At 62.1% G+C, this 25,199-nt stretch carries 26 protein-coding genes; 21 read left to right on the top strand and 5 right to left on the bottom strand.

All coding sequences use genetic code 11. From position 1 onward, the window contains the following. Positions 1-85 precede the first annotated feature (85 nt). The 3 genes from DK261_RS03785 to phoB all read right to left on the bottom strand — a co-directional run bounded on the left by DK261_RS03785 (position 86) and on the right by phoB (position 3,669). Positions 86-1,426, bottom strand: a complete 1,341-nt coding sequence (locus tag DK261_RS03785) for a hemolysin family protein (RefSeq protein ID WP_009051600.1) — start codon at positions 1,424-1,426, stop codon at positions 86-88. Between the two features lie 116 nt (positions 1,427-1,542). After that, complete coding sequence (gene phoR / locus DK261_RS03780; protein WP_231999353.1) at positions 1,543-2,835, bottom strand: phosphate regulon sensor histidine kinase PhoR; 1,293 nt, start codon at positions 2,833-2,835, stop codon at positions 1,543-1,545. Between the two features lie 144 nt (positions 2,836-2,979). After that, positions 2,980-3,669: a phosphate regulon transcriptional regulator PhoB gene (phoB, locus tag DK261_RS03775; protein WP_016703132.1), complete on the bottom strand. Its 690-nt coding sequence runs from the start codon at positions 3,667-3,669 to the stop codon at positions 2,980-2,982. 151 nt (positions 3,670-3,820) lie between these two features. On the opposite strand from phoB, the gene DK261_RS03770 reads away from it, so the two are divergent. Beyond that, entirely contained in the window at positions 3,821-4,204 is a 384-nt protein-coding gene (locus DK261_RS03770) for a hypothetical protein (protein ID WP_009051598.1), read from the top strand. A 69-nt stretch (positions 4,205-4,273) separates the two neighbouring features. On the opposite strand, the gene ubiA is transcribed toward DK261_RS03770, so the two are convergent. Both ubiA and DK261_RS03760 read right to left on the bottom strand, forming a co-directional pair. Beyond that, positions 4,274-5,164 carry a 4-hydroxybenzoate octaprenyltransferase gene (gene ubiA, locus DK261_RS03765; RefSeq protein ID WP_009051597.1) on the bottom strand — a complete coding sequence of 297 codons (891 nt, stop codon included), beginning with the start codon at positions 5,162-5,164 and terminating at the stop codon, positions 4,274-4,276. Next, the gene (locus DK261_RS03760; protein ID WP_110175292.1) at positions 5,164-5,727 is read right to left on the bottom strand and encodes a chorismate lyase; all 564 of its coding nucleotides are present in this window, start codon (positions 5,725-5,727) and stop codon (positions 5,164-5,166) included. The genes ubiA and DK261_RS03760 overlap by 1 nt, the downstream gene beginning before the upstream one ends. 216 nt (positions 5,728-5,943) lie before the next feature. On the opposite strand from DK261_RS03760, the gene DK261_RS03755 reads away from it, so the two are divergent. From DK261_RS03755 to tssK, 20 genes are all read left to right on the top strand, one after another. Beyond that, entirely contained in the window at positions 5,944-6,111 is a 168-nt protein-coding gene (locus DK261_RS03755) for a rubredoxin (protein WP_009051595.1), read from the top strand. A 39-nt stretch (positions 6,112-6,150) separates the two neighbouring features. Next, positions 6,151-7,299, top strand: coding sequence for an NAD(P)/FAD-dependent oxidoreductase (locus DK261_RS03750; protein ID WP_009051594.1), 1,149 nt, complete (start codon positions 6,151-6,153; stop codon positions 7,297-7,299). Between the two features lie 188 nt (positions 7,300-7,487). Continuing rightward, positions 7,488-7,763 carry an HU family DNA-binding protein gene (locus DK261_RS03745; protein WP_003213368.1) on the top strand — a complete coding sequence of 92 codons (276 nt, stop codon included), beginning with the start codon at positions 7,488-7,490 and terminating at the stop codon, positions 7,761-7,763. 631 nt (positions 7,764-8,394) lie between these two features. After that, complete coding sequence (tssA, locus tag DK261_RS03740; protein WP_028683642.1) at positions 8,395-9,951, top strand: type VI secretion system protein TssA; 1,557 nt, start codon at positions 8,395-8,397, stop codon at positions 9,949-9,951. A 33-nt stretch (positions 9,952-9,984) separates the two neighbouring features. Then, on the top strand, positions 9,985-10,488 hold the full coding sequence (gene tssB / locus DK261_RS03735) for a type VI secretion system contractile sheath small subunit (RefSeq protein WP_007930286.1): 504 nt from the start codon (positions 9,985-9,987) through the stop codon (positions 10,486-10,488). A 29-nt stretch (positions 10,489-10,517) separates the two neighbouring features. Then, the gene (gene tssC, locus DK261_RS03730; protein WP_009051592.1) at positions 10,518-11,993 is read left to right on the top strand and encodes a type VI secretion system contractile sheath large subunit; all 1,476 of its coding nucleotides are present in this window, start codon (positions 10,518-10,520) and stop codon (positions 11,991-11,993) included. Positions 11,994-12,007: 14 nt separating this feature from the next. Next, entirely contained in the window at positions 12,008-12,415 is a 408-nt protein-coding gene (gene tssE, locus DK261_RS03725; protein ID WP_016703136.1) for a type VI secretion system baseplate subunit TssE, read from the top strand. A 2-nt stretch (positions 12,416-12,417) separates the two neighbouring features. After that, entirely contained in the window at positions 12,418-12,786 is a 369-nt protein-coding gene (locus DK261_RS32785) for a hypothetical protein (RefSeq protein WP_124300768.1), read from the top strand. Further along, positions 12,776-13,282 carry a PAAR domain-containing protein gene (locus tag DK261_RS03715; protein ID WP_080710624.1) on the top strand — a complete coding sequence of 169 codons (507 nt, stop codon included), beginning with the start codon at positions 12,776-12,778 and terminating at the stop codon, positions 13,280-13,282. The genes DK261_RS32785 and DK261_RS03715 overlap by 11 nt, the downstream gene beginning before the upstream one ends. Before the next feature lie 4 nt (positions 13,283-13,286). Further along, complete coding sequence (locus DK261_RS03710) at positions 13,287-14,138, top strand: hypothetical protein (protein ID WP_053270197.1); 852 nt, start codon at positions 13,287-13,289, stop codon at positions 14,136-14,138. Next, a complete protein-coding gene (locus DK261_RS03705) occupies positions 14,135-14,539 on the top strand; it encodes a hypothetical protein (RefSeq protein WP_053270196.1) in 405 nt (134 codons plus the stop codon). Before DK261_RS03710 ends, DK261_RS03705 begins: the two co-directional genes overlap by 4 nt. A 97-nt stretch (positions 14,540-14,636) precedes the next feature. Then, positions 14,637-14,843, top strand: coding sequence for a hypothetical protein (locus DK261_RS03700; protein ID WP_023967800.1), 207 nt, complete (start codon positions 14,637-14,639; stop codon positions 14,841-14,843). 116 nt (positions 14,844-14,959) lie between these two features. After that, positions 14,960-16,747 (top strand): type VI secretion system baseplate subunit TssF, encoded by a 1,788-nt coding sequence (tssF, locus tag DK261_RS03695; protein WP_007930278.1) that lies wholly within the window; start codon positions 14,960-14,962, stop codon positions 16,745-16,747. Then, positions 16,711-17,718: a type VI secretion system baseplate subunit TssG gene (tssG, locus tag DK261_RS03690; protein WP_007930277.1), complete on the top strand. Its 1,008-nt coding sequence runs from the start codon at positions 16,711-16,713 to the stop codon at positions 17,716-17,718. Before tssF ends, tssG begins: the two co-directional genes overlap by 37 nt. Before the next feature lie 11 nt (positions 17,719-17,729). Beyond that, entirely contained in the window at positions 17,730-20,384 is a 2,655-nt protein-coding gene (tssH, locus tag DK261_RS03685; RefSeq protein ID WP_110175291.1) for a type VI secretion system ATPase TssH, read from the top strand. A 10-nt stretch (positions 20,385-20,394) separates the two neighbouring features. Continuing rightward, positions 20,395-21,912, top strand: coding sequence for a sigma-54-dependent Fis family transcriptional regulator (locus tag DK261_RS03680; RefSeq protein ID WP_009051587.1), 1,518 nt, complete (start codon positions 20,395-20,397; stop codon positions 21,910-21,912). A gap of 95 nt (positions 21,913-22,007) precedes the next feature. Continuing rightward, positions 22,008-22,148 (top strand): hypothetical protein, encoded by a 141-nt coding sequence (locus tag DK261_RS03675; protein ID WP_007930271.1) that lies wholly within the window; start codon positions 22,008-22,010, stop codon positions 22,146-22,148. Between the two features lie 17 nt (positions 22,149-22,165). Beyond that, the gene (gene tagH / locus DK261_RS03670; protein ID WP_009051586.1) at positions 22,166-23,359 is read left to right on the top strand and encodes a type VI secretion system-associated FHA domain protein TagH; all 1,194 of its coding nucleotides are present in this window, start codon (positions 22,166-22,168) and stop codon (positions 23,357-23,359) included. 5 nt (positions 23,360-23,364) lie between these two features. Further along, on the top strand, positions 23,365-23,865 hold the full coding sequence (gene tssJ / locus DK261_RS03665) for a type VI secretion system lipoprotein TssJ (RefSeq protein WP_009051585.1): 501 nt from the start codon (positions 23,365-23,367) through the stop codon (positions 23,863-23,865). A 2-nt stretch (positions 23,866-23,867) separates the two neighbouring features. Continuing rightward, positions 23,868-25,199: a type VI secretion system baseplate subunit TssK gene (gene tssK, locus DK261_RS03660; RefSeq protein WP_009046207.1), complete on the top strand. Its 1,332-nt coding sequence runs from the start codon at positions 23,868-23,870 to the stop codon at positions 25,197-25,199.

Here is a 25,199-nt window from a genome sequence, read left to right as displayed (position 1 = left end):
GCGATCTGCGGGGCGGGTGTCATCAGGGGAGGGGATCGCGAGCAATCGAGCGTCGATTACTCGCGATAGGGGGCTCAGGCCTTGCTCAATCGAGCATCAACACCTTGGCCAGGACGATTTTCGGGCCTTTCATCTTCTTGATGATGATGCGCAGGCCTTCGACTTCCATGACCTCTTCTTCTTCCGGTACCCGTTTCAGGGTCTCGTAGACCAGGCCGGCGAGGGTTTCGGCCTCGATATGGTCCAGGTCGATGCCCAGCAGGCGTTCCACCTTGAACAGCGGGGTATCGCCGCGCACCAGCAACTTGCCGGGCTGGTAGGCGAGGATGCCGCGCTCGGCCTTGCGGTGTTCGTCCTGGATGTCGCCGACCAGCACTTCCAGCACGTCTTCCATGGTCAGGTAGCCGATGATCTTGCCGTCGGCTTCCTCCACCAGGGCGAAGTGGGAACCGCCTTTACGGAATTGTTCCAGCAGCTGCGACAGCGGCATGTGCCGGGAAACGCGTTCCAGCGGGCGGGTCAGCTCGGCCAGGTTGAACGATTCGGGGATATGGTCCAGCGCCGCCAGTTCCAGCAGCAGGTCCTTGATGTGCAGCAGGCCGACGAACTCGTTGCGCTCGCTGTCGTAGACCGGGTAGCGGCTGAACTTGTGGCGGCGGAACAGGGCGAGAATCTGTTTCAGCGGCGCGTTGAACTCCACGCTGATCAGGTCTTCCCGGGAATTGGCCCAGTCCACCACTTCCAGCTCGCCCATTTCCACGGCCGAGGCCAGCACGCGCATGCCCTGGTCGCTGGGGTCCTGGCCCCGGCTGGAGTGCAGGATCAGCTTCAGTTCTTCGCGGCTGTAGTGGTGTTCGTGATGCGGGCCGGGCTCGCCCTGACCGGCGATGCGCAGGATGGTGTTGGCGCTGGCGTTGAGCAGGTAGATCGCCGGGTACATCAGCCAGTAGAACAGGTACAGCGGCACCGCCGTCCACAGCGACAGCAGCTCGGGCTTGCGGATCGCCCAGGACTTGGGCGCCAGCTCGCCGACCACGATGTGCAGGTAGGAAATGATGAAGAAGGCGGTAAAGAACGACACGCCCTTGACCACTTCCGGCGAGTCCACGCCCACGGCGCTGAGCAGCGGCGCCAGCAGGTGCGCGAAGGCCGGTTCACCGACCCAGCCGAGGCCGAGGGAGGCCAGGGTGATACCCAGCTGGCACGCGGAAAGGTAGGCATCCAGCTGGCTGTGTACGGTGCGCAGGATCTGTCCGCGCCAGCCGTTCTTGTGGGCGATGGCCTCGACCCGGGTCGAGCGCAGTTTGACCATGGCGAACTCGGCGGCTACGAAAAAGCCGTTGAGCAGAACCAGGAGCAGTGCAAAAAGAATCATGCCGAAGTCGGCGAAAAGAGACGCGAGGGTAAAACCAGGGGAAGGGTCCATGATGGAGTTTTGCGGGTTCCGTGTATTCGAAAAAGAGAGAAATGCGCGGCGCAATGGCAGGCGCAAGCCAGCCAATGTAGCGGCTGGCAGGGCGATTGCCTAGTGGCGCGTGGCTGTCACCGCTGGTCGGTCAGGGTGCCGGCACGGAATCTTTTCACCTGGGCCGGGGCGAAATGGCAGGTAAAAGTGCTGCCGTGGCCGGGTACGCTGCTGATCTCCAGGCGCGCCCGGTGGCGCAGCAGCACATGCTTGACGATGGCCAGGCCCAGGCCGGTGCCGCCGGTGTTGGAGTTGCGGCTGGAGTCGACCCGGTAGAAGCGTTCGGTCAGGCGCGGCAAGTGCTTGCTGTCGATGCCGATCCCCGAGTCCTGCACGCTCAGGTGCGCGCCTTGCTCGTCGCCCCACCAGCGGATGCGGATGTTGCCCTCGGCCGGGGTGTATTTCACGGCGTTGAACACCAGGTTGGAAAAGGCGCTGCGCAGTTCCGCCTCGCTGCCCTTGAGCTGGATCTGCGCGTCGGCTTCCAGGGTGATGCGCTGGTTGCGCTCCCCGGACAGCGCCTGGGCATCGCTCTTGATCGATTGCAGCAGCGCATCGATCGGCACCGGCTGGTTGTCCGACGGGTAGTCGGTGGCTTCCAGCTTGGCCAACAGCAGCAGGTCGTTGAGCAGGGTCTGCATGCGCCCGCCTTGCTGCTGCATCTGCTGCAGGGCGCGGCTCCAGCGTGGGTTCACTTCCTCGACGTTGTCGAGCAGGGTTTCCAGGTAGCCACAGATCACCGTCAGCGGCGTGCGCAGCTCGTGGGAGACGTTGGCGATGAAGTCCTTGCGCATCTGTTCCAACTGGTGGATGCGGGTCACGTCGCGCACCAGCATCAGGTGTTCGTTGTTGCCGTAGCGGGTGATGTACAGCTGGATGCGTACGCGGTCGTTGGTCGGCGAGGGGATTTCCAGCGGCTCGTTGTAATTGTCCTGCTCGAAATATTCCTTGAAGCGCGGATGGCGCACCAGGTTGGTCACCGGCTGGCCGCTGTCCTGCGGGGTCTTCAGGCCCAGCAGGGTTTCCGCGGCGCGGTTCCACCATTCCAGGTTGCCGTCGCTGTCGAGCATGATCACCGCGTCTTTCAGCGCCGCGGTGGACTCCTGGACCCGGTCGATCACCGCTTGCAGGCGCCCGCGCACCCGTTGGTCGCGGCGTTGCAGGTGGTAGATGCTGTCGAACACCTCGCCCCACAGGCCGTAGCCATCGGGCGGTGCTTCATCAGGTTGGTGCAGGCGCAGCCATTCGTGCAGGCGCAGCAGTTGCTTGAGGGTCCAGGCCAGATAGATCCCCAGGCCGAGGGCCAGGCTCCAGCCGTAGTAACCGCTGATCAGGCCCACCAGCAGGCAGCCGGTGACCAACAGCAGCATGTGGCGAATCAGGGTGCCATGCCAGTTCTGGTTCACTTGGGATCCTTAGCGGATCAGCTGCAAGTTGCAAGCTACAAGCTGCAAGGTTGAAGCGGATCTGCGTTTGCTTTTGCTCTTTCTTGCAGCTTGAGGCTTGCAGCTTTCTCAACTTTTAGTTGAGAACCGGTAGCCGGTGCCGCGCACGGTTTGTACCAGATTCTCGTAGGCATCGCCCAAGGCTTTGCGCAGGCGGCGGATATGCACGTCGACGGTACGCTCTTCGACGTAGACGTTGCCGCCCCAGACCTGGTCCAGCAACTGGCCGCGGGTGTAGGCGCGTTCCTGGTGGGTCATGAAGAATTGCAGCAGGCGGTATTCGGTCGGGCCCATCTCGGCCGGTTTGCCGTCGATGGTCACGCGGTGGCTGATTGGGTCCAGCAGCAGGCCGCCGACTTCAATCGGCGCCTCGCCGTCGGTCGGGCCGGCGCGGCGCAGCACGGCCTTGAGGCGCGCGACCAGCTCGCGAGGGGAGAACGGCTTGGTGATGTAGTCGTCGGCGCCGACTTCCAGGCCCTGGATCTTGTTGTCCTCTTCGCCCTTGGCGGTGAGCATGATGATCGGGATGTCACCGGTCAGCTCATCGCGTTTCAGGCGCCGGGCCAGCTCGATGCCGGAGGTGCCGGGCAGCATCCAGTCGAGCAGGATCAGGTCGGGCTTGCGGTCGACGATGATGGCATGGGCCTGCTGGGAGTTCTCCGCCTCCAGGCAGTCGTAGCCGGCCATTTCCAACGCAACGGCGATCATTTCGCGAATGGGCGCTTCGTCGTCAACGATCAGAATGCTCCTGCCAACCATGCTTAATCCTCTTGTCATTTAACTGTCTTGCGCCGCATTAGATAACGGAATTATTGCAGTCGTGTGACAGTATTTTAGGTGCTGGGGCGAGGGCTGCATTCGTGGACTAAGCTTTGGGTCCGAATCCTGACAACCACCAAAGAAGGTTTCTATGACTCAACTCACGCAATCCTGGAAAACCCTGTTGCTGAGCGCTGCGCTGGCCCTGCCGGGGCTGGCGTTCGCCGCGGAACCGGCGATGGTCAAAGACGGTATGTACGTCGACCACAAGGGCATGACCCTGTACACCTTTGCCAAGGATGCCGATGGCAAGTCCATGTGTAACGACAAGTGCGCCGCCAACTGGCCGCCGCTGATGGCCGCCAGCGGCGACAAGGCCATGGGCGAGTGGACCGTCATCAAGCGTGACGACGGCTCCATGCAGTGGGCCTACGACGGCAAGCCGCTGTACACCTTCGTGATGGACAAGAAAGCCGGTGACATGACCGGCGACGGCAAGATGGACGGCGCCTGGAAAGTAGCCAAGCCTGATTGATGGCAGGGCGATTATCGCGGGCCAGCCTCTTTCCTGCGCAGGAGCGAGGCTGGCCCGCGATCACGATCCTCAGCGAACCGCGTAATCCACGACTATCCCCAGGAAAATCGCCAACCCCGCCCAGTGGTTATGCAGGAAGGCCTTGAAGCACTTCATCCGGTCGCGATCGCGGGTGTACCAGAACTCCCAGGCAAAACACCCGGCCGCCACCAGCAAACCCAGGTGGAACCAGATACCCAACTCGAAACGCGCGCCCGCCAGCAGCAGGCACCCCAGCGCCAGGCCCTGCAGGGTCAGGATGATCACCCGGTCGGCTTCGCCGAACAGGATCGCGGTGGATTTCACCCCGATCTTCAGGTCGTCGTCGCGGTCGGTCATCGCGTAATAGGTGTCATAACCCACGGTCCACAGCAGGTTGGCGATGTACAACAGCCAGGCGGTGGCCGGCAGCTCGCCGGTCTCGGCGGTGAAGGCCATCGGGATGCCCCAGGAGAACGCGGCGCCCAGCACCACTTGCGGGTAATAGGTGTAGCGCTTCATGAAGGGGTAGGTGGCCGCCAGGGCCAGGCCGCCCAGCGACAGCCAGATGGTCGCCGCGTTGGTGCACAGCACCAGCAGGAAGCTGATGAACATCAGCACGGCGAAGAACACCAGGGCTTCCTTGGAACTGATCTTGCCGCTGACCAGCGGACGCTGTTCGGTGCGCTTCACGTGGCCGTCGACCTTGCGGTCGGCCCAGTCGTTGATCACGCAACCGCCGGCCCGGGTGAGGGTCACGCCGAGGACGAAAATCACGATATTGGCCAGCGATGGCGAGCCTTCGCCGGCAATCCACAGGGCCCAGAGGGTCGGCCAGAGCAGCAGGTAGATGCCGATCGGCTTGTCCATGCGGGTCAGCTGGATAAAGTCCCAGGCGCGCGGATTCAGGCGGTTGAGGGATTTGAGCAGGCTCTGATACATCAGCGGTTCTCCGGCTGGGCGCCGACGGCGCTCCACAGGGACGGCAGGAAGATTTCGGCGACCAGCACGCTCAGGGTTGCGCGATCGAAGCGTGAACGGCGGGCCCAGAGGTCATCGGCTTGCACCTCGTCGGGCAGCCACGGGCGTGGGTAATGGCAGACCTCGATGGGGCGGCGCGCAAAGGCCTGGTCGCAGAACAGCAGTTCGCCCAGGGAGCGGCTGCCCAGTTCGTCCATGTTCAGCCCGCCATCCTGCAGGGCGCTACGGGCCGCCACGCTGCGGGCGAATACCCAGGCCTGGCCGTGACCGCGCAGATACACCTCGCGTACCCAGCCCTGGCTACCTAGCGGCAGGTCCAGCGCGGCGCATTCGTCGGCACGCAGGGTCTGCCAGCCCTCGACCAGCGGCGTCACGCTGAAACCGTCATTGGAGAGACGGGTCAGGCGCTGGGTCAGCGAACCTTCATCGAACAGCCAATCGAGGGTCTGTGCGTCGGGGAGGGGCGTCAGCCGGCTTTGCGAGAGCCAGTCCGGGGTGGAAAATGGAGAGATTGAGTGCGGCACAGTGGGTCATTATTGGCAGCAAATGAGGCCGCGAGCTTAGCATGGCGACAGGCGATTTTGCCGCAATGGAGCGGCCGTCCGCAGCGAACGTGCTTGCATCCGTCGGTGCTCATCAGTACAAAACGCGCTGGGCCGGACGCGCCCCCTGGCGTCATCCAGAGTCGATTCATCGACCATCCCGCCGGCAACAGCCTGAGAACCTGAGGAAACGCGTAAATGAAAAAGTGGCAATGTGTGGTCTGCGGCCTGATCTACAACGAAGCCGACGGCTGGCCGGACGACGGAATCGTGCCCGGTACCCGCTGGGAAGACGTGCCTGAAGACTGGCTCTGCCCGGATTGCGGAGTCGGCAAAATGGATTTCGAAATGATCGAGATCGGCTGATCACAACCTGGTGATCCCCTGAACCTGAAGGAGTAAGGAATGAACGCACCTGTCGTCATCGTGGGCACCGGGCTGGCCGGCTACAACCTGGCCCGAGAGTTTCGCAAGCTCGATAGCGAAACGCCGCTGCTGCTGATTACCGCCGATGACGGACGTTCCTATTCCAAGCCGATGCTTTCCACCGGCTTCGGCAAGAACAAGGAAGCCGACGGCCTGAGCATGGCCGAACCCGGCGCCATGGCCGAGCAGTTGAAGGCCGAGGTGCGCACCCATACCCGCATCAGCGGCATCGACCCTGGCCACAAGCGCCTGTGGATTGGTGAAGAAGCGGTGAACTACCGCGACCTGATCCTCGCCTGGGGCGCGGAAACCGTGCGTGTACCGGTGGAGGGCGATGCCGGCGACCTGATTTTCCCGATCAACGACCTGGAAGACTACGCGCGCTTTCGCGCGGCCGCGGCCGGCAAGCGCCGGGTGTTGCTGCTGGGCGCCGGCCTGATCGGCTGCGAGTTCGCCAACGACCTGATCCTCGGCGGTTATGAAGTGGACCTGGTAGCGCCTTGCGAGCAGGTCATGCCGACGCTGTTGCATCCTGCGGCAGCTGCCGCGGTACAGGCCGGGCTGGAAAGCCTGGGCGCGCGCTTCCATCTGGGGCCGGTGCTCAATCGCTTGCAGCGCACAGCGGATGGCCTCGAAGCGCATCTGTCCGACGGCGAGGTGATCGCCTGCGATCTGGTGGTGTCGGCGATCGGCCTGCGCCCACGCATCGACCTGGCCGCCGCCGCGGGGTTGATGGTCAACCGCGGGGTGGTGGTGGACCGGCATCTCAAGACGTCCCACGCCAACATCTATGCCTTGGGTGACTGCGCCGAGGTCGATGGGCTGAATTTGCTGTACGTCATGCCCCTCATGAGTTGTGCGCGAGCGCTGGCACAAACCCTGGCGGGTAACCCGACGGCAGTCAGTTACGGGCCGATGCCGATCACCGTGAAAACCCCGGTCTGTCCATTGGTGGTTTCGCCACCGCCACGCGGCCTGGAAGGCGTGTGGGCGGTCGAGGGGCAGGGCGCCGACATCAAGGCGCTGTGCCGCGATGCCAGCGGCAAGCTGCTGGGTTATGCCCTGACCGGGGCCGCGGTCATGGAGAAATTGGCCCTGAACAAGGAGCTTCCCGGCTTATTGGCCTAAATACCGGTCGTTCTGTCGGAATAATCATGTGTTTGCCGCTACAAAGGTCGCGCAGAGACTGGCGCCACTCCTAACCGCGTGCCATCCTCACACCCGTCTGCCGCAGAGTAGAGCCTGCGGCGCCTTGGGCGCTGTTCCGGAAGAACAGCACGGACATAACAACAAAAAACCGTCAAAGAGGCTTCACTATGCGTAAACCAGAACTCGCCGCTGCAATTGCTGAAAAAGCGGATCTGACCAAAGAACAAGCCAACCGCGTTCTCAACGCCGTTCTCGAAGAAATCACCGGCGCCCTGCATCGTAAAGACAGCGTCACCCTGGTAGGTTTCGGAACCTTCCTGCAGCGTCACCGTGGCGCCCGTACCGGCAAGAACCCGCAAACCGGTGAGCCGGTGAAGATCAAGGCCAGCAACACCGTAGCTTTCAAGCCAGGCAAATCGCTGAAAGACAGCGTCAATCCATAACTGTTGCGAACTCCCTCGATAGCAGGGAGAACCGTATTGAAAAATGGGCAAGCCGATACTTCGGATGCCCATTTTTTATGGGTGGCTGTTCCGTATATAAAGAACAGGAATGCATGAAGCAAGTTTCGTTAGAACTCCATCTGTACTGTTCAAGAAACATACAGATTGTTGCGATAGCAAACTACCGTCTCGAGTGCCATCATATTGGTGGCACTTTTCAAAGTTAGGTGTTGTACGCGGACTGCACTTTTTTATAAAAGTTCAAAATTAAGATTGTTCCCGTATCCGGCACTTTTCGACCCTGTCTGGCATTGTCCCTTAATCATTGAATCGTTCTCTGGTTTATATCGCGCAAGGCTCTGGCCGGCGGCTCCCAGCGTTTCTGGTTGAAATAGGGATTCAACTGACTGCCTAAGGGGAACCCCTGTCATATATAAGGCAATCTCTTACGAGCAGCCGATGACAGTTCGTCTTGTCGTTTGAAGGGATGCTTGCTAGTGGCCATCATACTGATTACGATGCGCGCTCTTGAAAGAGCAGGCTCAATTGGATGAGTACGCTCTTCGATACTGTCCAGCACGTGAAAAAAGTCTCGCGTGCGTATAGACCGTAATCTCAAAAAAGGCCATGGATGTCCTACTCAAGTAAACTTTCTGCCCATTACCTCGACCTCGCCAAGGCCTCTGTTTCCAAAGAGAGTTTTGCGGGCGAGGACGTTCGCTTCTCCAGCGAATACGAGGCACTGGAAAGTGAGCTGGGCAAAGCCCAATCCATGCACGAAAGCGGCCAGATCGACTGGCTGAAAATCCTCGAAAACAGTGAAGCGCTGCTGCGTACCCAGTCCAAGGATCTGCGGGTGGCCGCCTGGCTCACCTGGGCCTTGTATCAGCGTGAATCCTTCCCCGGCCTGCTGGCCGGCCTTGGTCTTCTGCAGCACCTGTGCGAACAGCATTGGGCGCAGATCCACCCCGCCAAACTGCGTACCCGGGCTGCCGCCATCGGCTGGCTGGTGCCGCGTCTCGAGCAGGTGTTGGGCGAAAACATCGCGATCAAGGAGCAACTGCCGCTGTTCCGCCGCCTGGTGGAACATCTGGAAGGGCTCGACGCCGTGCTCACCGAGCATCTGGGCGACAACGCGCCCTTGCTGCTGCCGATCTGCCGGCGGCTGTCGACCATGGTCCAGCGCGCCGCCGACAACCAGCCGGAACCCGGCGCCGTGGGCGCAGTGGTGGCGCAGGTCAAGCAGGCCGCGACCCAGCTGTTCACGCCCGGCGCGCCGATCGACAACGAGAAGGAAGCGCAGAAGGCCCTGCGCGCGTTGCAGGAAAACGCCCGGCCGCTGAGCGCCTGGTGGCTCAAGCAGAAGGCCACCGATGTGCGCGCCCTGCGCCTGAATCGCACCATGCTGTGGTTGCCCATCGATGCCGTCCCGGAGCGCAATGCCGAGCAGATCACCGCGTTGCGCGGGTTGCCGGCCGACAAGCTCAAGACCTATCAGGAACGTTTTGCCAACGGGCAGTACGCCGACCTGCTGGTGGAGCTCGAAGCCAGCCTGGCCAGGGCGCCGTTCTGGTTCGACGGCCAGCGCATGGTCTGGGAATGCCTGCAGGGGCTGAACGCCGACCAGGCAATGCGCGAAGTGGAGTTTCACTTCGCACTCCTGTTGCAGCGTCTGCCGGGGGTGGTCGAACTGCGTTTCCACGACGGTGCGCCTTTTGCCGATCCGGCCACCCGCAGCTGGATCAGCGCTCACGTCATGCCCCATCTGCAAAGCGCCAGTGCGCCGCGCAAGGTCGAAGCGACCACCAGCCAGCCGGCCTGGGAAGAAGCCCTCGAAGAGGTCTTGCCGATCCTGCGCAAGGACGGCCTCAAGGCCGCCGTGCAGGTCCTCAAGCAAGGCCTGCAGAACGCCCACGGCGGGCGGGTGCGGTTCTTCTGGCAGTTCAGCCTGGCGCGGCTGTGCTTCATGGCCAAGAAATACGAACTGGCCAAGACCCAGCTTGAAACCCTCGATCAAGAATTACTGAGCTCGGGCCTGCATGCCTGGGAGCCGGATCTTGCGTTGGAAGTGCTGCACCTCCTGCATAGCTGCTGTGAGTTGTTGCCGCAGAACCACGCAGTGCGAGAACGCAAGGAAGAGATTTATCGCAGGCTGTGCCACCTCGATCTCGAAGTGGTACTCGAATAGGCCCCAGGGCCAACAACCGCAAGGAGAAAAGCCATGGCCAAAGAAGGCTCGGTAGCCCCCAAGGAACGCATCAACGTCACCTTCAAACCCGCCACCGGCGGTGCTCAGGAAGAGATTGAACTGCCGTTGAAGCTACTGGCAATCGGTGATTACACCCAGCGCGTGGACGAGCGCAAAGTGGAAGACCGCAAGCCGATCAGCATCGACAAAATGACGTTCGACGAAGTGCTGGCCAAGCAGGAGCTGAGCCTGACGCTGAGCGTGCCTAACCGTCTTCAGGAAGAGGGCGACACCGAAGAGCTGGCGGTCAAGCTGCGCGTCAACTCGATGAAGGACTTCAACCCGGCCAGCCTGGTCGAGCAAGTGCCTGAGCTGAAAAAACTGATGGAACTGCGCGACGCGCTGGTGGCCCTCAAGGGGCCGCTGGGTAACGCCCCTGCATTCCGTAAAGCCATCGAAGGCGTACTCGCCGACGACGAATCGCGCGGTCGTGTACTCGGTGAGCTGGGCCTGAACGCCGCAGCCACCGAAGCCTGAGTCTCTATCAGTCAAGGAAGCCAAACACTATGAGCACTAGTGCAGCACAACAGAAAAGCAACGAGAACGGCGAGTACAGCATTCTCGACAGCATCATCGCCGAAACCCGCCTGACTCCGGACGACGAAGCCTACGACATCGCCAAGCGCGGTGTGTCGGCCTTCATCGAAGAGCTGCTCAAGCCTCAGAACGATGGTGAGCCGGTCAAGAAAGCCATGGTTGACCGCATGATCGCCGAGATCGATGCCAAGCTCAGCCGCCAGATGGACGAAATCCTCCACCACGAAGACTTCCAGTCCCTGGAATCGGCCTGGCGTGGCCTGCAGTTGCTGGTCGACCGCACCAACTTCCGCGAAAACATCAAGATCGAAATCCTCAACGTCTCCAAGCAGGACCTGCTGGACGACTTCGAAGATTCGCCGGAAGTGATGCAGTCTGGCCTGTACAAGCACATCTACACCGCTGAATACGGCCAGTTCGGTGGCCAGCCGGTGGGCGCGATCATCGCCAACTACTTCATGTCGCCAAGCTCGCCAGACGTGAAGCTGATGCAGTACGTGTCCAGCGTTGCCTGCATGTCCCACGCGCCGTTCATCGCCGCGGCCGGTCCGAAGTTCTTCGGCCTGGAAAGCTTCACCGGCCTGCCGGACCTGAAGGATCTGAAAGACCACTTCGAAGGCCCGCAGTTCGCCAAATGGCAGAGCTTCCGCCAGTCGGAAGACTCGCGCTACATCGGCCTGACCGTACCGCGCTTCCTGCTGCGCAACCCGTACGATCCGGAAGAGAACCCGGTCAAATCCTTCGTCTACAAGGAAACCGTTGCCAACAGCCACGAGCACTACCTGTGGGGCAACACCGCGTACGCCTTCGGTACCAAGCTGACCGACAGCTTCGCCAAGTTCCGCTGGTGCCCGAACATCATCGGCCCGCAGAGCGGTGGCGCAGTAGAAGACCTGCCGCTGCACCACTTCGAAAGCATGGGCGAAATCGAAACCAAGATCCCGACTGAGGTCCTGGTTTCCGACCGTCGTGAATACGAACTGGCCGAGGAAGGCTTCATCTCCCTGACCATGCGCAAAGGCAGCGACAACGCGGCGTTCTTCTCCGCAAGCTCGGTGCAGAAGCCGAAGTTCTTCGGCATCAGCGCCGAAGGCAAGGCTGCGGAGCTGAACTACAAGCTCGGCACCCAGCTGCCGTACATGATGATCGTCAACCGCCTGGCTCACTACCTGAAAGTGCTGCAGCGCGAGCAACTCGGTTCGTGGAAAGAACGTACCGACCTCGAGCTGGAACTCAACAAGTGGATCCGCCAGTACGTCGCCGACCAGGAAAACCCGAGTGCCGAAGTTCGTGGCCGCCGTCCGCTGCGCGCCGCGCAGATCATCGTCAGCGATGTGGAAGGTGAGCCGGGCTGGTACCGCGTCAGCCTGAACGTGCGCCCGCACTTCAAGTACATGGGTGCCGATTTCACCCTGTCGCTGGTTGGCAAGCTGGACAAAGAGTAACCAGGAGCTAGGTCATGACCGGATACGGCAGCCTTTTCGAACGCCTGAGTGGCGAGGCCGACAAACGTGTCGGCTGGAGCCGCGAGGTTTCCGCCATGGCGTCGGTGGCTGCCCATCTGGGCAAGATGCTCAGCACCCGTGCGGGCAGCGTGCAGACGCTGTCCGATTACGGGCTGCCCGATCTCAACGACATGCGCCTGAGCCTGCACGACGCCCTGAGCCAGGCTCGCCTGGCCATCGAAAGCTTCATCGAAGCCTACGAACCGCGTCTGAGCAATGTGCGTGTCGTTTCCCTGCCGCGCGATCACGACCAGCTCAAGCTGGCTTTCAATATCGAAGGCCTGCTTGAGGTGGACGGGTTCAAGCGCCAGGTCAGTTTTTCCGCGCGCCTGGATGGCAGCGGACAGGTCAAGGTGACATGAAGATGAGCGAAGACAATTTCATTCGTTTGGGCGAGACGGCAAGTCACGCCGTTGAGCCAGTCAACCATGTTTCATTCGGCACGCCCGATGCCACGATAGGGCTGACCAACCTGCTGGATCTGGACACTCATGAAATCGTTCAGGAAGAAGGCCGGCAGGTTCACCGACTGACCTTCAAAAGTGGCCACAGCGTAACCATCGAGGCCAATGACAAAGCCGTTGAAGTGAAAGGCGCGCGCCTTTCTATCATCGCCGCTACCCAAGCGGTACTGCTGCATGACCCGGCGAAACCTGTTCCCTCGGCAAAGCTGGCTACGCCGCCAACGTTCACGCCACCCCTCTTGCCTATGGGAGGTGAACATGTCCGGTAAACCTGCCGCTCGTGTTTCAGACCCGACCGCTTGCCCATTGCCAGGTCACGGTACCAACCCGATCGCCGCCGGTTCCGGCGACGTGTTCTTCGATGGCCTCGCCGCCGCCCGCGAAGGTGATGCTTCTGCGTGTGGCGGTGCGATGTCCGGTGGTTTGGCAAGCACTGTTTTGATCAACGGTAAACCGGCGGCCACGGTTGATTCGGTCGGGACTCATGGAAATATCGTTATCGGTGGGTCGGGGACGGTGATTATCGGGAACTCCCACTCGGCGGCGCCGTTTGTGGCGCCGGAGCCTGTAGTCATTCCTGGAGTCTTCAATCGTATTTTTTCGTTCCAGACTGCAGATGGGCAGCCAGCCGCCAACTTGAATTACAGGATGGTTTCTGAAAGTGGAATAGAAAAAGCTGGATGTTCATCGGCAGCTGGAGGAACTGGATGTTTTTCAACCGGTAAGCAAAGCGAAATGGTCACCATTTACGTGTCGTCGGAGTAACTGCGTGGAAACCACAATTGTTATCGACGGCGTTTCCCATGTTTTCGAGACTTCCGATAGAAAGACGGAGCTGAAAATTAAGGCGGAAACAACGCCCAGTGAGGACAAGAAGCCGAAACAGCTTCCATTGCCCAATGTCTGGTTGGTAACCAGGAATAATGGGGTGCCGCTTTTTGCTCTAAAACCAGCAGCCTCAGACATTCAATTCCGAATTCTGACGGCCGAGAAGCTGTACGAGGCAAAACGTCAGTGGTTTGAACCGTTGGCGGATAATTACCGGAAAATGATATGGGTTAATCCGGAGTCTCAAACAGCTGGTTCGGAGTCTTATAGTGCGTACAAGCACTTTACATGGGCGCAAATCATCAAGTTCGCAGTCGTGGATCGTATGTCGATCAGCTTTGCACCAAAAATGCCTGGCGACTGGAAAAACAGCGCAGAAGGCGGAGCCAAGTTTCTGATAGTAATGATTGAGGGCAAGCCTTATTGGTCCGATGCTGTAGGGCAGATACCATTCGCTACTGATACATACCGTCTTTATTTTGAAGAAACCAAGCAACTTGAAGCCTCTATCCTGAAGACGGTCGAGACGGGCATGAAGTATGGAGACGGTCTTCCTGTATTTCCAAAGGAAGACTTTTCCAATGAGTATGACAACCACATGGTCTTACGTGGCGCGCTATGGGCTTCTGAAAACTTTGAGCTACGTGTGGAAAAGGTAAGGGTGTTTGCCGGTCGCATGGGCTATCGCGAAAAGATCGTAACCAGCACTGTGTACCGCGGTGCATCGGACCAGAAACTGAGAAGCTCCATTACACAAGATTCGGTACAAAAGTACGGGGTTTGGCAGAAGTGATAGCGAGGATCGCTGTAGGCTTGTTTGTCCACTTCTGTGCCTGTGTGGCATATGTGGTGCTCAACTATTACGGGGTTTCTTTATATAAACACCTGTTTGGTGGGCTGACTTCCCGAGGCGCATCCATCGGGATCGCCATGTACATGGTTTTTTATCTTTTTGTTGCGGTGAACCTTGTTGCTTCTCTAGTTCCAAAGGTCGCAGTTAAATGGGGGGCGCTAATGGTTATGGTCGCCCTGATATCGATTTACCTGCTTCCTGAATACCCTGTTCGAGCATTTGCATACAGTGCGTTGAGCGGCAGCTTGACTGCAGTGGCGATACTTGTTGCGAATAAAGTGAATAAATATTTATCGCAGCGAATCGCAAAGCAAGGGGCAAAGGGTGAACTCAATGACTAAGTTCGCCGGCTTCCTCCTGTTTCCTGTGACCTTGAGACGCGGCGCAACAGGTCTACAACAAACCATTTGTCTGTCGCGAACCGGGGTTCAATAAGTGATGGATCTTAAAGGTTATTTGGCGGTATTGGCGGATAGCGACCTGTTTGGCGTTTTGGCAATCGTCTGTTTTTTTGTGGCGATTGGTGGCCTGTTTGCCGGTATCAGGAATTCCAAGGGGCATAGGGCTCTGGTCTTTCTATGTCTGATGTCTGTTCCGTTGCTTGAGGCAGTTGGTAGCTACTTCGCTAATTTGCCTCCAGCCTGAATGCCGATTTTGGGTTGGGCTGAATGAACTTCCTGAATCAACTGCCCGAATGAATATGAAGACTACGTCGACGCACATACCGAGTTCACCCGAATTCAACACCAAGCAGGTAACCCGTGTCCTTTAACCACTACTACCAAAGCGAACTCACCGCGCTGCGCCAGCTGGGTCGCCGTTTCGCCGAGCGTAGTCCGGCCCTGGCGCCGTTTCTCGGGCAGGCCGGGCGGGACCCGGATGTGGAGCGCCTGCTCGAAGGTTTCGCGTTCCTCACCGGTCGCCTGCGGCAGAAACTCGATGACGAGCTGCCGGAGCTGAGCCACTCGCTGATGCACCTGCTGTGGCCGAACTACATGCGGCCGTTGCCGGCATTCAGCATCCTGCAGTTCGACCCGCTGAAGCAGTCCGGGCCGGCCCTGCGTGTGGAGCGTGATACGCCGGTGGAGAGCAAGCCCATCGATGACGTGCGCTGCCGCTTCCGGACCTGCTACCCGACCGAAGTCCTGCCGCTGGACCTGACCGCGCTGAACTACTCGGTGAAAGGCGACGGCGCACTGCTCAGCCTGCGCCTGGAGATGAGCTGCGACGGCCATCTCGGCGAGCTGAACCTGAGCCGCCTGCGCCTGCACCTGGCGGGCGAGCGCTACATCAGCCAGATGCTCTACCTGAGCCTGCTGCGCAACCTCGAAGGCATCGAGCTGGTGCCGCTGGGCATGGATGGCAAGCCGTTCCCGGGTGTCAGTGGCAATGCCATGTCGTTCAAGATGCCCGGCAACCGCGTGCAGCCGGTGGGCTTTGCCGAAGAAGAGGCGTTGATCCCGTACCCGCTGAACACCTTCCGCGGCTATCGCTACCTGCAGGAGTATTTCGCCTTCCAGGACAAGTTCCTGTTCGTCGACCTGAACGGCCTGGACCTGCTCAAGTCGCTGCCGGAGGACACCCTCAAGCAGTTGCACGGCCTTGAGGTGCGCTTCGACATTCGCAAGAGCGGCATCCAGCGCCTGCGGCCGACCCTGGACAACGTGAAGCTGTATTGCACGCCGATCGCCAACCTGTTCAAGCACGACGCGCTGCCGATCCGTCTCGATGGCAAGCAGGACGAGTACCTGTTGCTGCCGGCCGAGTACGACCTGGAAAACTGCGGCGTGTTCTCGGTGGAAACCGTGACCGGCTGGAAGCCCGGCGGCCTGGGTTACCAGGAATATGTGCCGTTCGAATCCTTCGAGCACGATCCGAGTTTCGACGTCCCGCAAAGCCGCCCGCACTACAGCATCCGCCAGCGCTCCTCGTTGCTGCATGACGGCCTGGACACCTACCTGAGCTTCGGCATCCGCCACACCGAGGCCCACGAAACCCTGTCCATCGAGCTGACCTGCACCAACCAGAACCTGCCGCGCCGGCTCAAGCTCGGCGAGATCAACCAGGCGTGCGAGGAAACCCCGGAATTCCTCAGTTTCCGCAACATCACCCCGGCCACTTCGAGCTACGCGCCACCGCTGAATCGTGACTTCCTGTGGAAGCTGATCAGCAACATGTCGCTCAACTACCTGTCGCTGGCCAACGTCGACGCGCTCAAGGTGATTCTCGAAACCTACGACTTGCCGCGCTACTACGACCAGCACCTGGAAAAGGTCAGCAAGCGCCTGCTGGGCGGGCTCAAGTCGATCCGCCACGAGCATGTCGACCGGCTGCACCGGGGCCTGCCGCTGCGCGGTCTGCGCACCGAGCTGACCATCGATCCGGAAGGTTATATCGGTGAAGGCGACATGTTCGTCTTCGCTTCGGTTCTCAACGAGTTTTTCGCTCTTTACGCCAGTCTCAACTCGTACCACGAGCTGCGGGTAAAAAGTACACAGGGAGAGGTGTACCAATGGACACCACGTATGGGTCTACAGCCCCTGCTTTAAGCGGGCTGACCCGGGTCATCCGCGAGTACTCACTGTTCCAGGCCGTGCTGCTGGTAGTGGACCGGCTGCGCGATTCCCATCCGGGCCTGAGCGAAGAGGATCTCTACGACCAGCTGGAATTCCAGGCCAATCCGAGCCTGGGTTTCCCTGGCAGCGACGTCGATCGCGTGGAGTTTTTCGAAGAGCACGGGCAGATGCGCGCGCGCCTGCGGTTCAACCTGATCGGGCTGTTCGGCTCCGGCTCGCCGCTGCCGGCGTTCTACGGTGAGCAGGCCCTGGGCGACAGCGAGGACGGCAACCCGACCCGCAATTTCCTCGACCTGTTCCACCATCGCTTGCAGCGGCTGATGCTGCCGATCTGGCGCAAGTATCGCTACCGCGCCAGCTTCAAGAGCGGCGCGCTCGACCCGTTTTCCGCCCAGCTGTTCGCCCTGATCGGCCTCGGCGGCGAAGACATCCGCAAGGCCAAGGAACTGAACTGGAAGCGCCTGCTGCCGTACCTCGGCCTGCTCAGCCTGCGGGCCCACTCGGCGGCGCTGATCGAGGCCGTGCTGCGCTACTACTTCAAGCATGCGGACCTGGTGATTGAGCAGTGCATCGAGCGTCGGGTGGAGATTCTTGAGGAGCAACGCAACCGCCTGGGTCGCGCCAACAGCCAGCTCGGCGAAGACCTGGTGCTGGGCGAGCGGGTGCGCGACCGCAGCGGCAAGTTCCGCATCCATATCCGCCAGCTCGACTGGCAGCGCTTCCACGAATTCCTGCCGATCGGTTTCGGCTACCAGCCGCTGTGCGCGCTGGTGCGGTTCACCCTGCGTGACCCGCTGGACTACGACATTCGCCTGGTCCTGCGCCAGGAAGAAATCCGCGAACTGCGCATCGGTGAGCAGAACGCCTGTCGCCTCGGGTGGACCAGTTGGCTCGGCCGCGAACGCGCGGACGGCGTGGTGACCCTGGGCAGCAAAATTCATTAAGGACAGATGACATGATCAACGTAGACCTGCAGCAACTGATCCAGGCGCTGGACGCCGAAACCCGCCGCGACCTGGAAAGCTCCGCCGAACGCTGCGTCGCCCGTGGCGGCAGCAAGATCCTGGTCGAAGACCTGTTGCTGGGTCTGCTGGAGCGTCCGCAAGGCCTGCTCGCCCGCGCGCTGCAGGACGCCGAAGTGGATGCCGGCGAACTGAGCGCGGCACTGCAATCGCGGGTCGAGCACAGCGCCTCGCGCAACCCGGTGTTCGCCCCGGAACTGGTGCAGTGGCTGCAGGACGCCTTGCTGGTGGCCAACCTCGAACTGGGCCAGAGCCAGGTCGAGCAGGCGGCGCTGATCCTCGCCCTGCTGCGCAACCCGATGCGCTATGCCGGTAGCCGCTACCAGCCGCTGCTGGCCAAGCTGAACATCGAACGGCTGAAGGATTTCGCCCTGTCGCAGAAGGAAGAACCGGCCAGCGGCAAGCCGGCGGCGCCGGGCGAATCGCTGTTGCAGCGCTTCACCCACAACCTGACCCAGCAGGCGCGCGAGGGCAAGCTCGACCCGGTGCTGTGCCGCGATGGCGCGATCCGCCAGATGGTCGACATCCTCGCCCGGCGCCGCAAGAACAACCCGATCGTGGTCGGCGAAGCCGGCGTCGGTAAAACCGCGGTGGTCGAAGGCCTGGCCTCGCGCATCGCCGCCGGTGAAGTGCCACAGGTGCTCAAGGGCGTCGAGCTGCTGTCGCTGGACATGGGCCTGCTGCAGGCCGGCGCCAGCGTGAAGGGCGAGTTCGAGCGCCGCCTCAAGGGCGTGATCGACGAGGTCAAGGCTTCGCCTAAGCCGATCATTCTGTTTATCGACGAAGCCCACACCCTGATCGGCGCCGGCGGCAACGCGGGCGGTTCCGACGCGGCCAACCTGCTCAAGCCGGCGCTGGCTCGTGGCGAGCTGCGGACCATCGCCGCCACCACCTGGGCCGAGTACAAGAAGTACTTCGAGAAAGACCCGGCACTGGCCCGTCGCTTCCAGCCGGTGCAGCTGCACGAACCGACCGTCAGCGAGGCGGTGACCATCCTGCGTGGCCTGGCCCAGGTCTACGAAAAGAGTCACGGCATCTACCTGCGCGACGACGCGGTGGTGGCCGCGGCCGAACTGTCGGCCCGCTACCTGGCTGGCCGCCAGCTGCCGGACAAGGCGGTGGACGTGCTCGATACCGCCTGTGCCCGGGTGCGCATCAGCCTGGCGGCGGCGCCGGAGAGCCTGGAACGCCTGCGTGGCGAGATGGCCGAAGGCGGCCGTCAGCGCCAGGCACTGCGCCGCGATGCCGAGGCCGGCCTGGTGATCGACCAGGAAGCGCTGGACGCGTTGGAAGCCCGTCTGGCCGACGCCGAGGCCGAGCAACAAGCCTTGGAAACCCTGTGGAGCGAACAGCGCACCCTGGCCGAGCGTCTGCTCGAACTGCGCCAGCAACTGGCCAAGGCTCGCGACGCGGCCAACCAGCCACCGCGGGTATCGGTGGAAGAAGACGCCGAAGGCGCGGTGATCGAAACCCTCGCCGCCGAAGTGGAAGAAGGGCAGAGCGTCGAGGCGCTGGAGGCTGCCCTCAACGAAACCCATAGCGCCCTGAGCGATGCCCAGAGCCAGGAACGCCTGGTCAGCTTCGAAGTCTGCCCGCGCCTGGTGGCCGAAGTGATCAGCGCCTGGACCGGTGTGCCACTGACGCAACTGGCCCGTGAACACAACGCCAAGGTGGCGAGCTTCGCCACCGACCTGCGCGCGCGCATTCGTGGCCAGGAGCAGGCGGTGCATGCGCTGGACCGCTCGATGCGCGCCACCGCCGCTGGCCTGAACAAGCCGGATGCGCCGGTGGGGGTATTCCTGCTGGTCGGCCCGAGCGGCGTCGGCAAGACCGAAACCGCCCTGGCCCTGGCCGACCTGCTGTACGGCGGCGATCGTTTCATCACCACCATCAACATGTCCGAGTTCCAGGAGAAGCACACCGTGTCGCGCCTGATCGGCGCGCCGCCAGGCTACGTTGGCTACGGCGAAGGCGGCATGCTCACCGAGGCGGTGCGGCAGAAGCCCTATTCGGTGGTGCTGCTCGACGAGGTCGAGAAAGCCGACCCGGACGTGCTCAACCTGTTCTATCAGATCTTCGACAAGGGCGTGGCCAACGACGGCGAAGGGCGCGAGATCGACTTCCGCAACACGCTGATCCTGATGACCTCGAACCTGGCCAGCGACCGCATCAGCGCCCTGTGCGAGAACGGTGAGCGACCGAGCGCCGAGACTCTGGAAGAGACCATCCGTCCAGTGCTCAGCAAGCACTTCAAGCCGGCGCTGCTGGCGCGCATGCGCGTGGTGCCGTACTACCCGGTGGGCGGCCCGGTGCTGCGCGAGCTGATCGAAATCAAGCTGGGCCGCCTGGGCGAGCGCCTGAACCGTCGCCAGCTGGATTTCACTTACTGCCAGAACCTGGTCGACCACCTGGCCGAGCGCTGCACCCAGAGCGAAAGCGGCGCGCGCCTGATCGACCACTTGCTCGACCTGCGCGTACTGCCGCTGGTGGCCGACCGCCTGCTGGACGCCATGGCCACCGGCGAGAACCTCAAGCGCGTACACGCGACGCTCGACAGCAGCGGCGGCGTGACCTGCGAGTTCGCCTGAGGTGGGTGTGATGTTCACTCGTGTACCGCAACCGCTGATCTATGCCGAGGCGCTGCTGGCGCAGTTCGCCAGCCTGTCGCGGGCGGCCGACGGTGGCGCGCTGCTGGGCGATTTCGTGCGCGGCGTGGCCGGGCTCAGCGGTTGCGAGCTGAGCCAGCTGTACCTGCTGGATGCCACCCATACCCGGCTGGGCCTGAGCGCCGAATGCCTGGGCGGCATCCTGCAACCGCGGGAAGCGGCGAGCCTGCCGGCGGACTACAACGGTGAGCAACTGCTGCAGTTCGCGCTGTGCCAGAACCGCGTGGTGAGCCTGGTGGGGCTGAGCGGCAGCCTGCACGAAACCAGCTTCCTGCCGGCCCGGGATACCCCCTGGCAGTCACTGCTGTGCGTGCCGCTGGTGAACACGCAAAAGGCCGTCGAGGGCCTGCTGCTGTGCGCCAGTCGCGAACATATCGACCTGCAGGGCTTCGCCGATTCCATGGGGCAGCTGGGCTCGTTCGTGCTCGGGCAATTGCACCTGCTGCAACGCCTGCGCCGTCCAGTGGGCGACGCGACGCCCGTGGCCAGCACCCCGGTCAGCGCCAGCGGCTACGGGCTGATCGGCAACAGCACGGCCATGCGCCAGACCTACCAGTTGATCAGCAAGGTGCTGCACAGCCCCTACACCGTGTTGCTGCGTGGCGAGACCGGCACTGGCAAGGAAGTGGTGGCGCGGGCCATCCACGACTACGGCCCGCGGCGCTCCCAGGCGTTCATCGTGCAGAACTGCGCGGCCTTCCCGGAGAACCTGCTGGAGAGCGAGCTGTTCGGCTACCGCAAGGGTGCCTTCACTGGCGCCGATCGCGACCGTCCGGGGCTGTTCGACGCGGCCAATGGCGGCACCCTGTTGCTGGACGAAATCGGCGACATGCCGCTGTCCCTGCAAGCCAAGCTGCTGCGCGTGTTGCAGGAGGGCGAGATCCGTCCGCTGGGTTCCAACGACACCCACAAGATCGACGTGCGCATCATCGCCGCGACCCACCGCGACCTGGCGGTGCTGGTCAGCGAGGGCAAGTTCCGCGAGGACCTGTACTACCGCCTGGCGCAGTTCCCGATCGAGTTGCCGGCCCTGCGCCAGCGCGAAGGCGACATCCTCGACCTGGCCCGGCACTTCGCCGACAAGGCCTGCGCCTTCCTGCAGCGCGACCCGGTGAGCTGGTCGGAAACCGCCCTCAATCACCTGTCGGGCTACACCTTCCCGGGCAACGTGCGCGAGCTCAAGGGCCTGGTGGAACGGGCGGTGCTGCTGTGCGAAGGCGGTGAGCTGCTGGCCGAGCATTTCTCCCTGAGCAGCGAAGCGCTGCCGGAAGAACCCGGCCTGAACCTGCGCGAACGCCTGGAGAAGGTCGAGCGCCACCTGCTGCTCGATTGCCTGCGCAAGAACGACGGCAACCAGACCCTGGCGGCCCGCGAGCTGGGGCTGCCCAGGCGTACGCTGCTGTACCGCCTCGGGCGGTTGAACATCAATCTTGGCGACTTCGAGGGTTAGCGCGACATGACTTTCCCCAGCGCCTTTTTCGTTTCGCCAAGCGTCGCCCGCCAGGGTCGGCGCTTTGTGCATTGTCTACCCATGGAGACCCTCTGATGTCTGTTCGTCACTGGCAAGCCGCCCTGCTGGCTCTGATCGTTCTCAGCGGCCTCGGCGGCTGTAGCGGTAATTACAAATTCAACGACAACACCTATCGCCCATTGGGTGATCCGCAGGCGGTCAATCGCGGCAAGTGACCGCAAGGAGCATCATCATGGAACTGGTTTTCGAAATGCTGAACACCAAGCAGTTCGTGCCCACGGAGTTGAGCAGCAAAACCTTCAAGCAGGCCGGTGGGGTGATCGGACGGGGCGAGGATTGCGACTGGATCATTCCGGACCGCAAGCGTCATCTGTCCAATCACCACGCGATCGTCAGCTACCGCGACGGAATGTTTTTCCTCACCGATACCAGCAGCAACGGTATCCAGGCCAGCGACAGCGGCGCGCGCCTGCGCAAGGGCGAGCCGCAGCGTATCGAGCACGGCAGCGTGTATGTGCTGGGGGATTTCGAGATCCGCGCGCGCCTGGTGCGCGATCCGGCGACCTTCGACGCCGAAGTCGGTCGTCCGCAAGCCGCTGGCAGCATCATTCCCGATGACGCATTCCTCGACCTCGACCCGCTCAACGCGCTGGACCAGCAGGAGCGGGTGTATTCGGAAATCGACGAGCTGACCGCGCTCAACACGCCGCGCCAGGAACCACGGCAGCGCGCGGACTATGCGCGCATCGACATGGAAAGCCTGCTGGTGCCGGAACTGGTGGCCCAGCCCGAGGCGCCGGTCGCCGTCGAGCCGGCCCCGGTGGAGCGCCAGCGCGAAGGCTTCTGGGAGCATTTCGGCGCGGCGCTGGGGGTGGACCTCAAAGGTCTCGATCACGACGCCCGCGAAGCCCTGGCGATCGATGCCGCGCGCCTGCTCAAGCAAAGCATCGGCGGCCTGCAGCAGAGCCTGCGCACCCGCAGCGAGCTGAAAAACGAACTGCGCCTGGCCCTGACCACGGCCCAGGGCGGTAGCAAGAACCCGCTCAAGTTTGCCGTGGACGCCAGCGAAGCGCTGGGCATCCTGCTGCAGGGCAACAAGCCCGGCCAGTTGCCGGCCGAGCAGGCGATCTCCCGCGCTTTCCGCGATCTGCAGGCGCACCAGGTGGCGCTGCTGACCGCCAGCCGCGCAGCTGTACGCGGCACCCTCGAGCATTTTTCGCCGCAGCAACTGACCCTGCGTTTCGAGCGCGACAACAAGCCGTTGCTGGCCACCTCCGGCAGCCGCTGGAGAGCCTACAACCGCTACCACCAGGCCCTGCGCCAGGACGATGACTGGAGCGAACGCCTGCTGGCCCGCGACTTCGCCCAGGCCTACGAAGAACAGATCCGCCTGATCTCCACCCTTCACACCGAACACCAAGGATGATGCGCATGTCTCGCTGCTCGACCCTGTTACTCAAGACGCTGGCTGCGCTGACCGCCCTGGCGTTGCTCGCTGGCTGCTCGTCGCTGTCGCCGTACTCGACCATGACCAAGCTCAACCTCAAGCTGACCGCCAGCGACCAGCTCAACCCGGACCTCAACGGTCGTCCGTCGCCGATCGTGGTGCGGCTGATCGAACTCAAGCATCCGGTGGCCTTCGAGAACGCCGATTTCTTCAGCCTCTACGAGCGCGCCAAGGAGTCCCTGGCGCCGGACATGGTGGCCAGCGAAGAACTGGAACTGCGCCCGGGTGAAACCGTGGAACTCAAGCTCAGCGTCGAAGAAGGCAGCCGCTACGTCGGCGTGCTGGCGGCCTACCGCGACCTGTCGGAAACCCAGTGGCGCTATGTGGTGCAGCTCACTCCGGTGGAACTGACCGAAGCCGACCTGACCCTCGACCAGGCCGGTATTCGCACCAGCAACGCAACGCTCGCCAAGGCGGACAAGTAATCATGAACGTGCATAAAGTCATTTGGCAGGAAGGCATGTTGCTGCGCCCGCAGCACTTCCAGCACAACGATCGCTACTACGACTACCAGATGAAAACCCGCACCCAGTTGCTGGGCAGTTATTCCTGGGGGTTCCTGAGCCTGGAGATCGACCTGCAGTTCCTCAACATGGGCAAGCTGGTGATCAGCCAGGCCTCCGGCATCCTGCCCGACGGCAGCCTGTTCGAACTGGGCGGCAACACCGAGCCGCTGGCCCTCGACGTACCGCCGAACACCGGCAACACCCCGGTCTACCTGGCCTTGCCGCTGGTGACCGGCAACCACATCGAGTCGCGCCGTCCGGAGCAGTCCGATGTGCTGGCGCGCTACACCACCTACGAGGCGGAAGTGGCCGACTCCAACGCCGGCGACGATTCCAGCAGCCAGGTCAGCTGCGCCCGGCCGGACTTCCGCCTGCTGCTCGGCGAGCAACAGAGCGACCAGGCCTATGTGAAGCTCAAGCTCTGCGAAGTCCTCGACACCACGCCCGACGGGGTGATCAGCCTCGACCCGGACTTCGTGCCGACCTTCATCCACGCCCATGCCTCGAGCTACCTGCTGTCGTGCCTGAAGGAAGTGATCAGCATGCTCAGCCACCGCGGCGACACCATTGCCGACCGGATTCGTTCCAACGGCAAGGTCGGCGGTGCCGAAGTCGGCGACTTCATGATGCTGCAACTGATCAACCGCACCGAGCTGCTGCTGCGCCACTACCTGGGCCTGGAGCAGGTGCACCCGGAAGAGCTGTACCGCACGCTGCTGACCATGCTCGGCGATCTGGCGACCTTCGCCAGCGACAGCAAGCGGCCGCGCCTGGACAGCCGCTACCAGCACAGCGACCAGGGCGCGAGCTTTCGCAAGTTGATGGACGCGATCCGCCAGGTGCTGTCGATGGTGCTCGAACAGCACGCCATCGAACTGGTGCTGCAGGCGCGTCAGTACGGGATCATCGTGTCGCCGTTGCACGACCACAAGCTGCTGGGCTCGGCCTCGTTCGTCCTGGCCGCCAGCGCCAACTGCGATTCCGAAGAACTGCGCCATCGCTTGCCGGCGCACCTCAAGGTCGGCCCGGTGGAGCGCATTCGCCAGCTGGTCAACCTGCACCTGCCGGGGATCAAGGTCAAACCCTTGCCGGTGGCGCCACGGCAGATCGCGTTCCACTCCAACAAAACCTATTTCATCCTCGAACTCAGTTCCGAAGACCTGGCGCAACTGGAGCGTTCCGGCGGTTTCGCCTTCCACGTGTCCGGCGAATTCGCCGAGCTTGAACTGAAATTCTGGGCCATCAGGAACTGA

The organism is Pseudomonas sp. RW409, assembly GCF_003184125.1.
GTDB lineage: Bacteria > Pseudomonadota > Gammaproteobacteria > Pseudomonadales > Pseudomonadaceae > Aquipseudomonas > Aquipseudomonas chlororaphis_I.
Note: the sequence above shows the minus strand (reverse complement) of the source record. Positions and strands in the feature narration are given on the sequence as shown.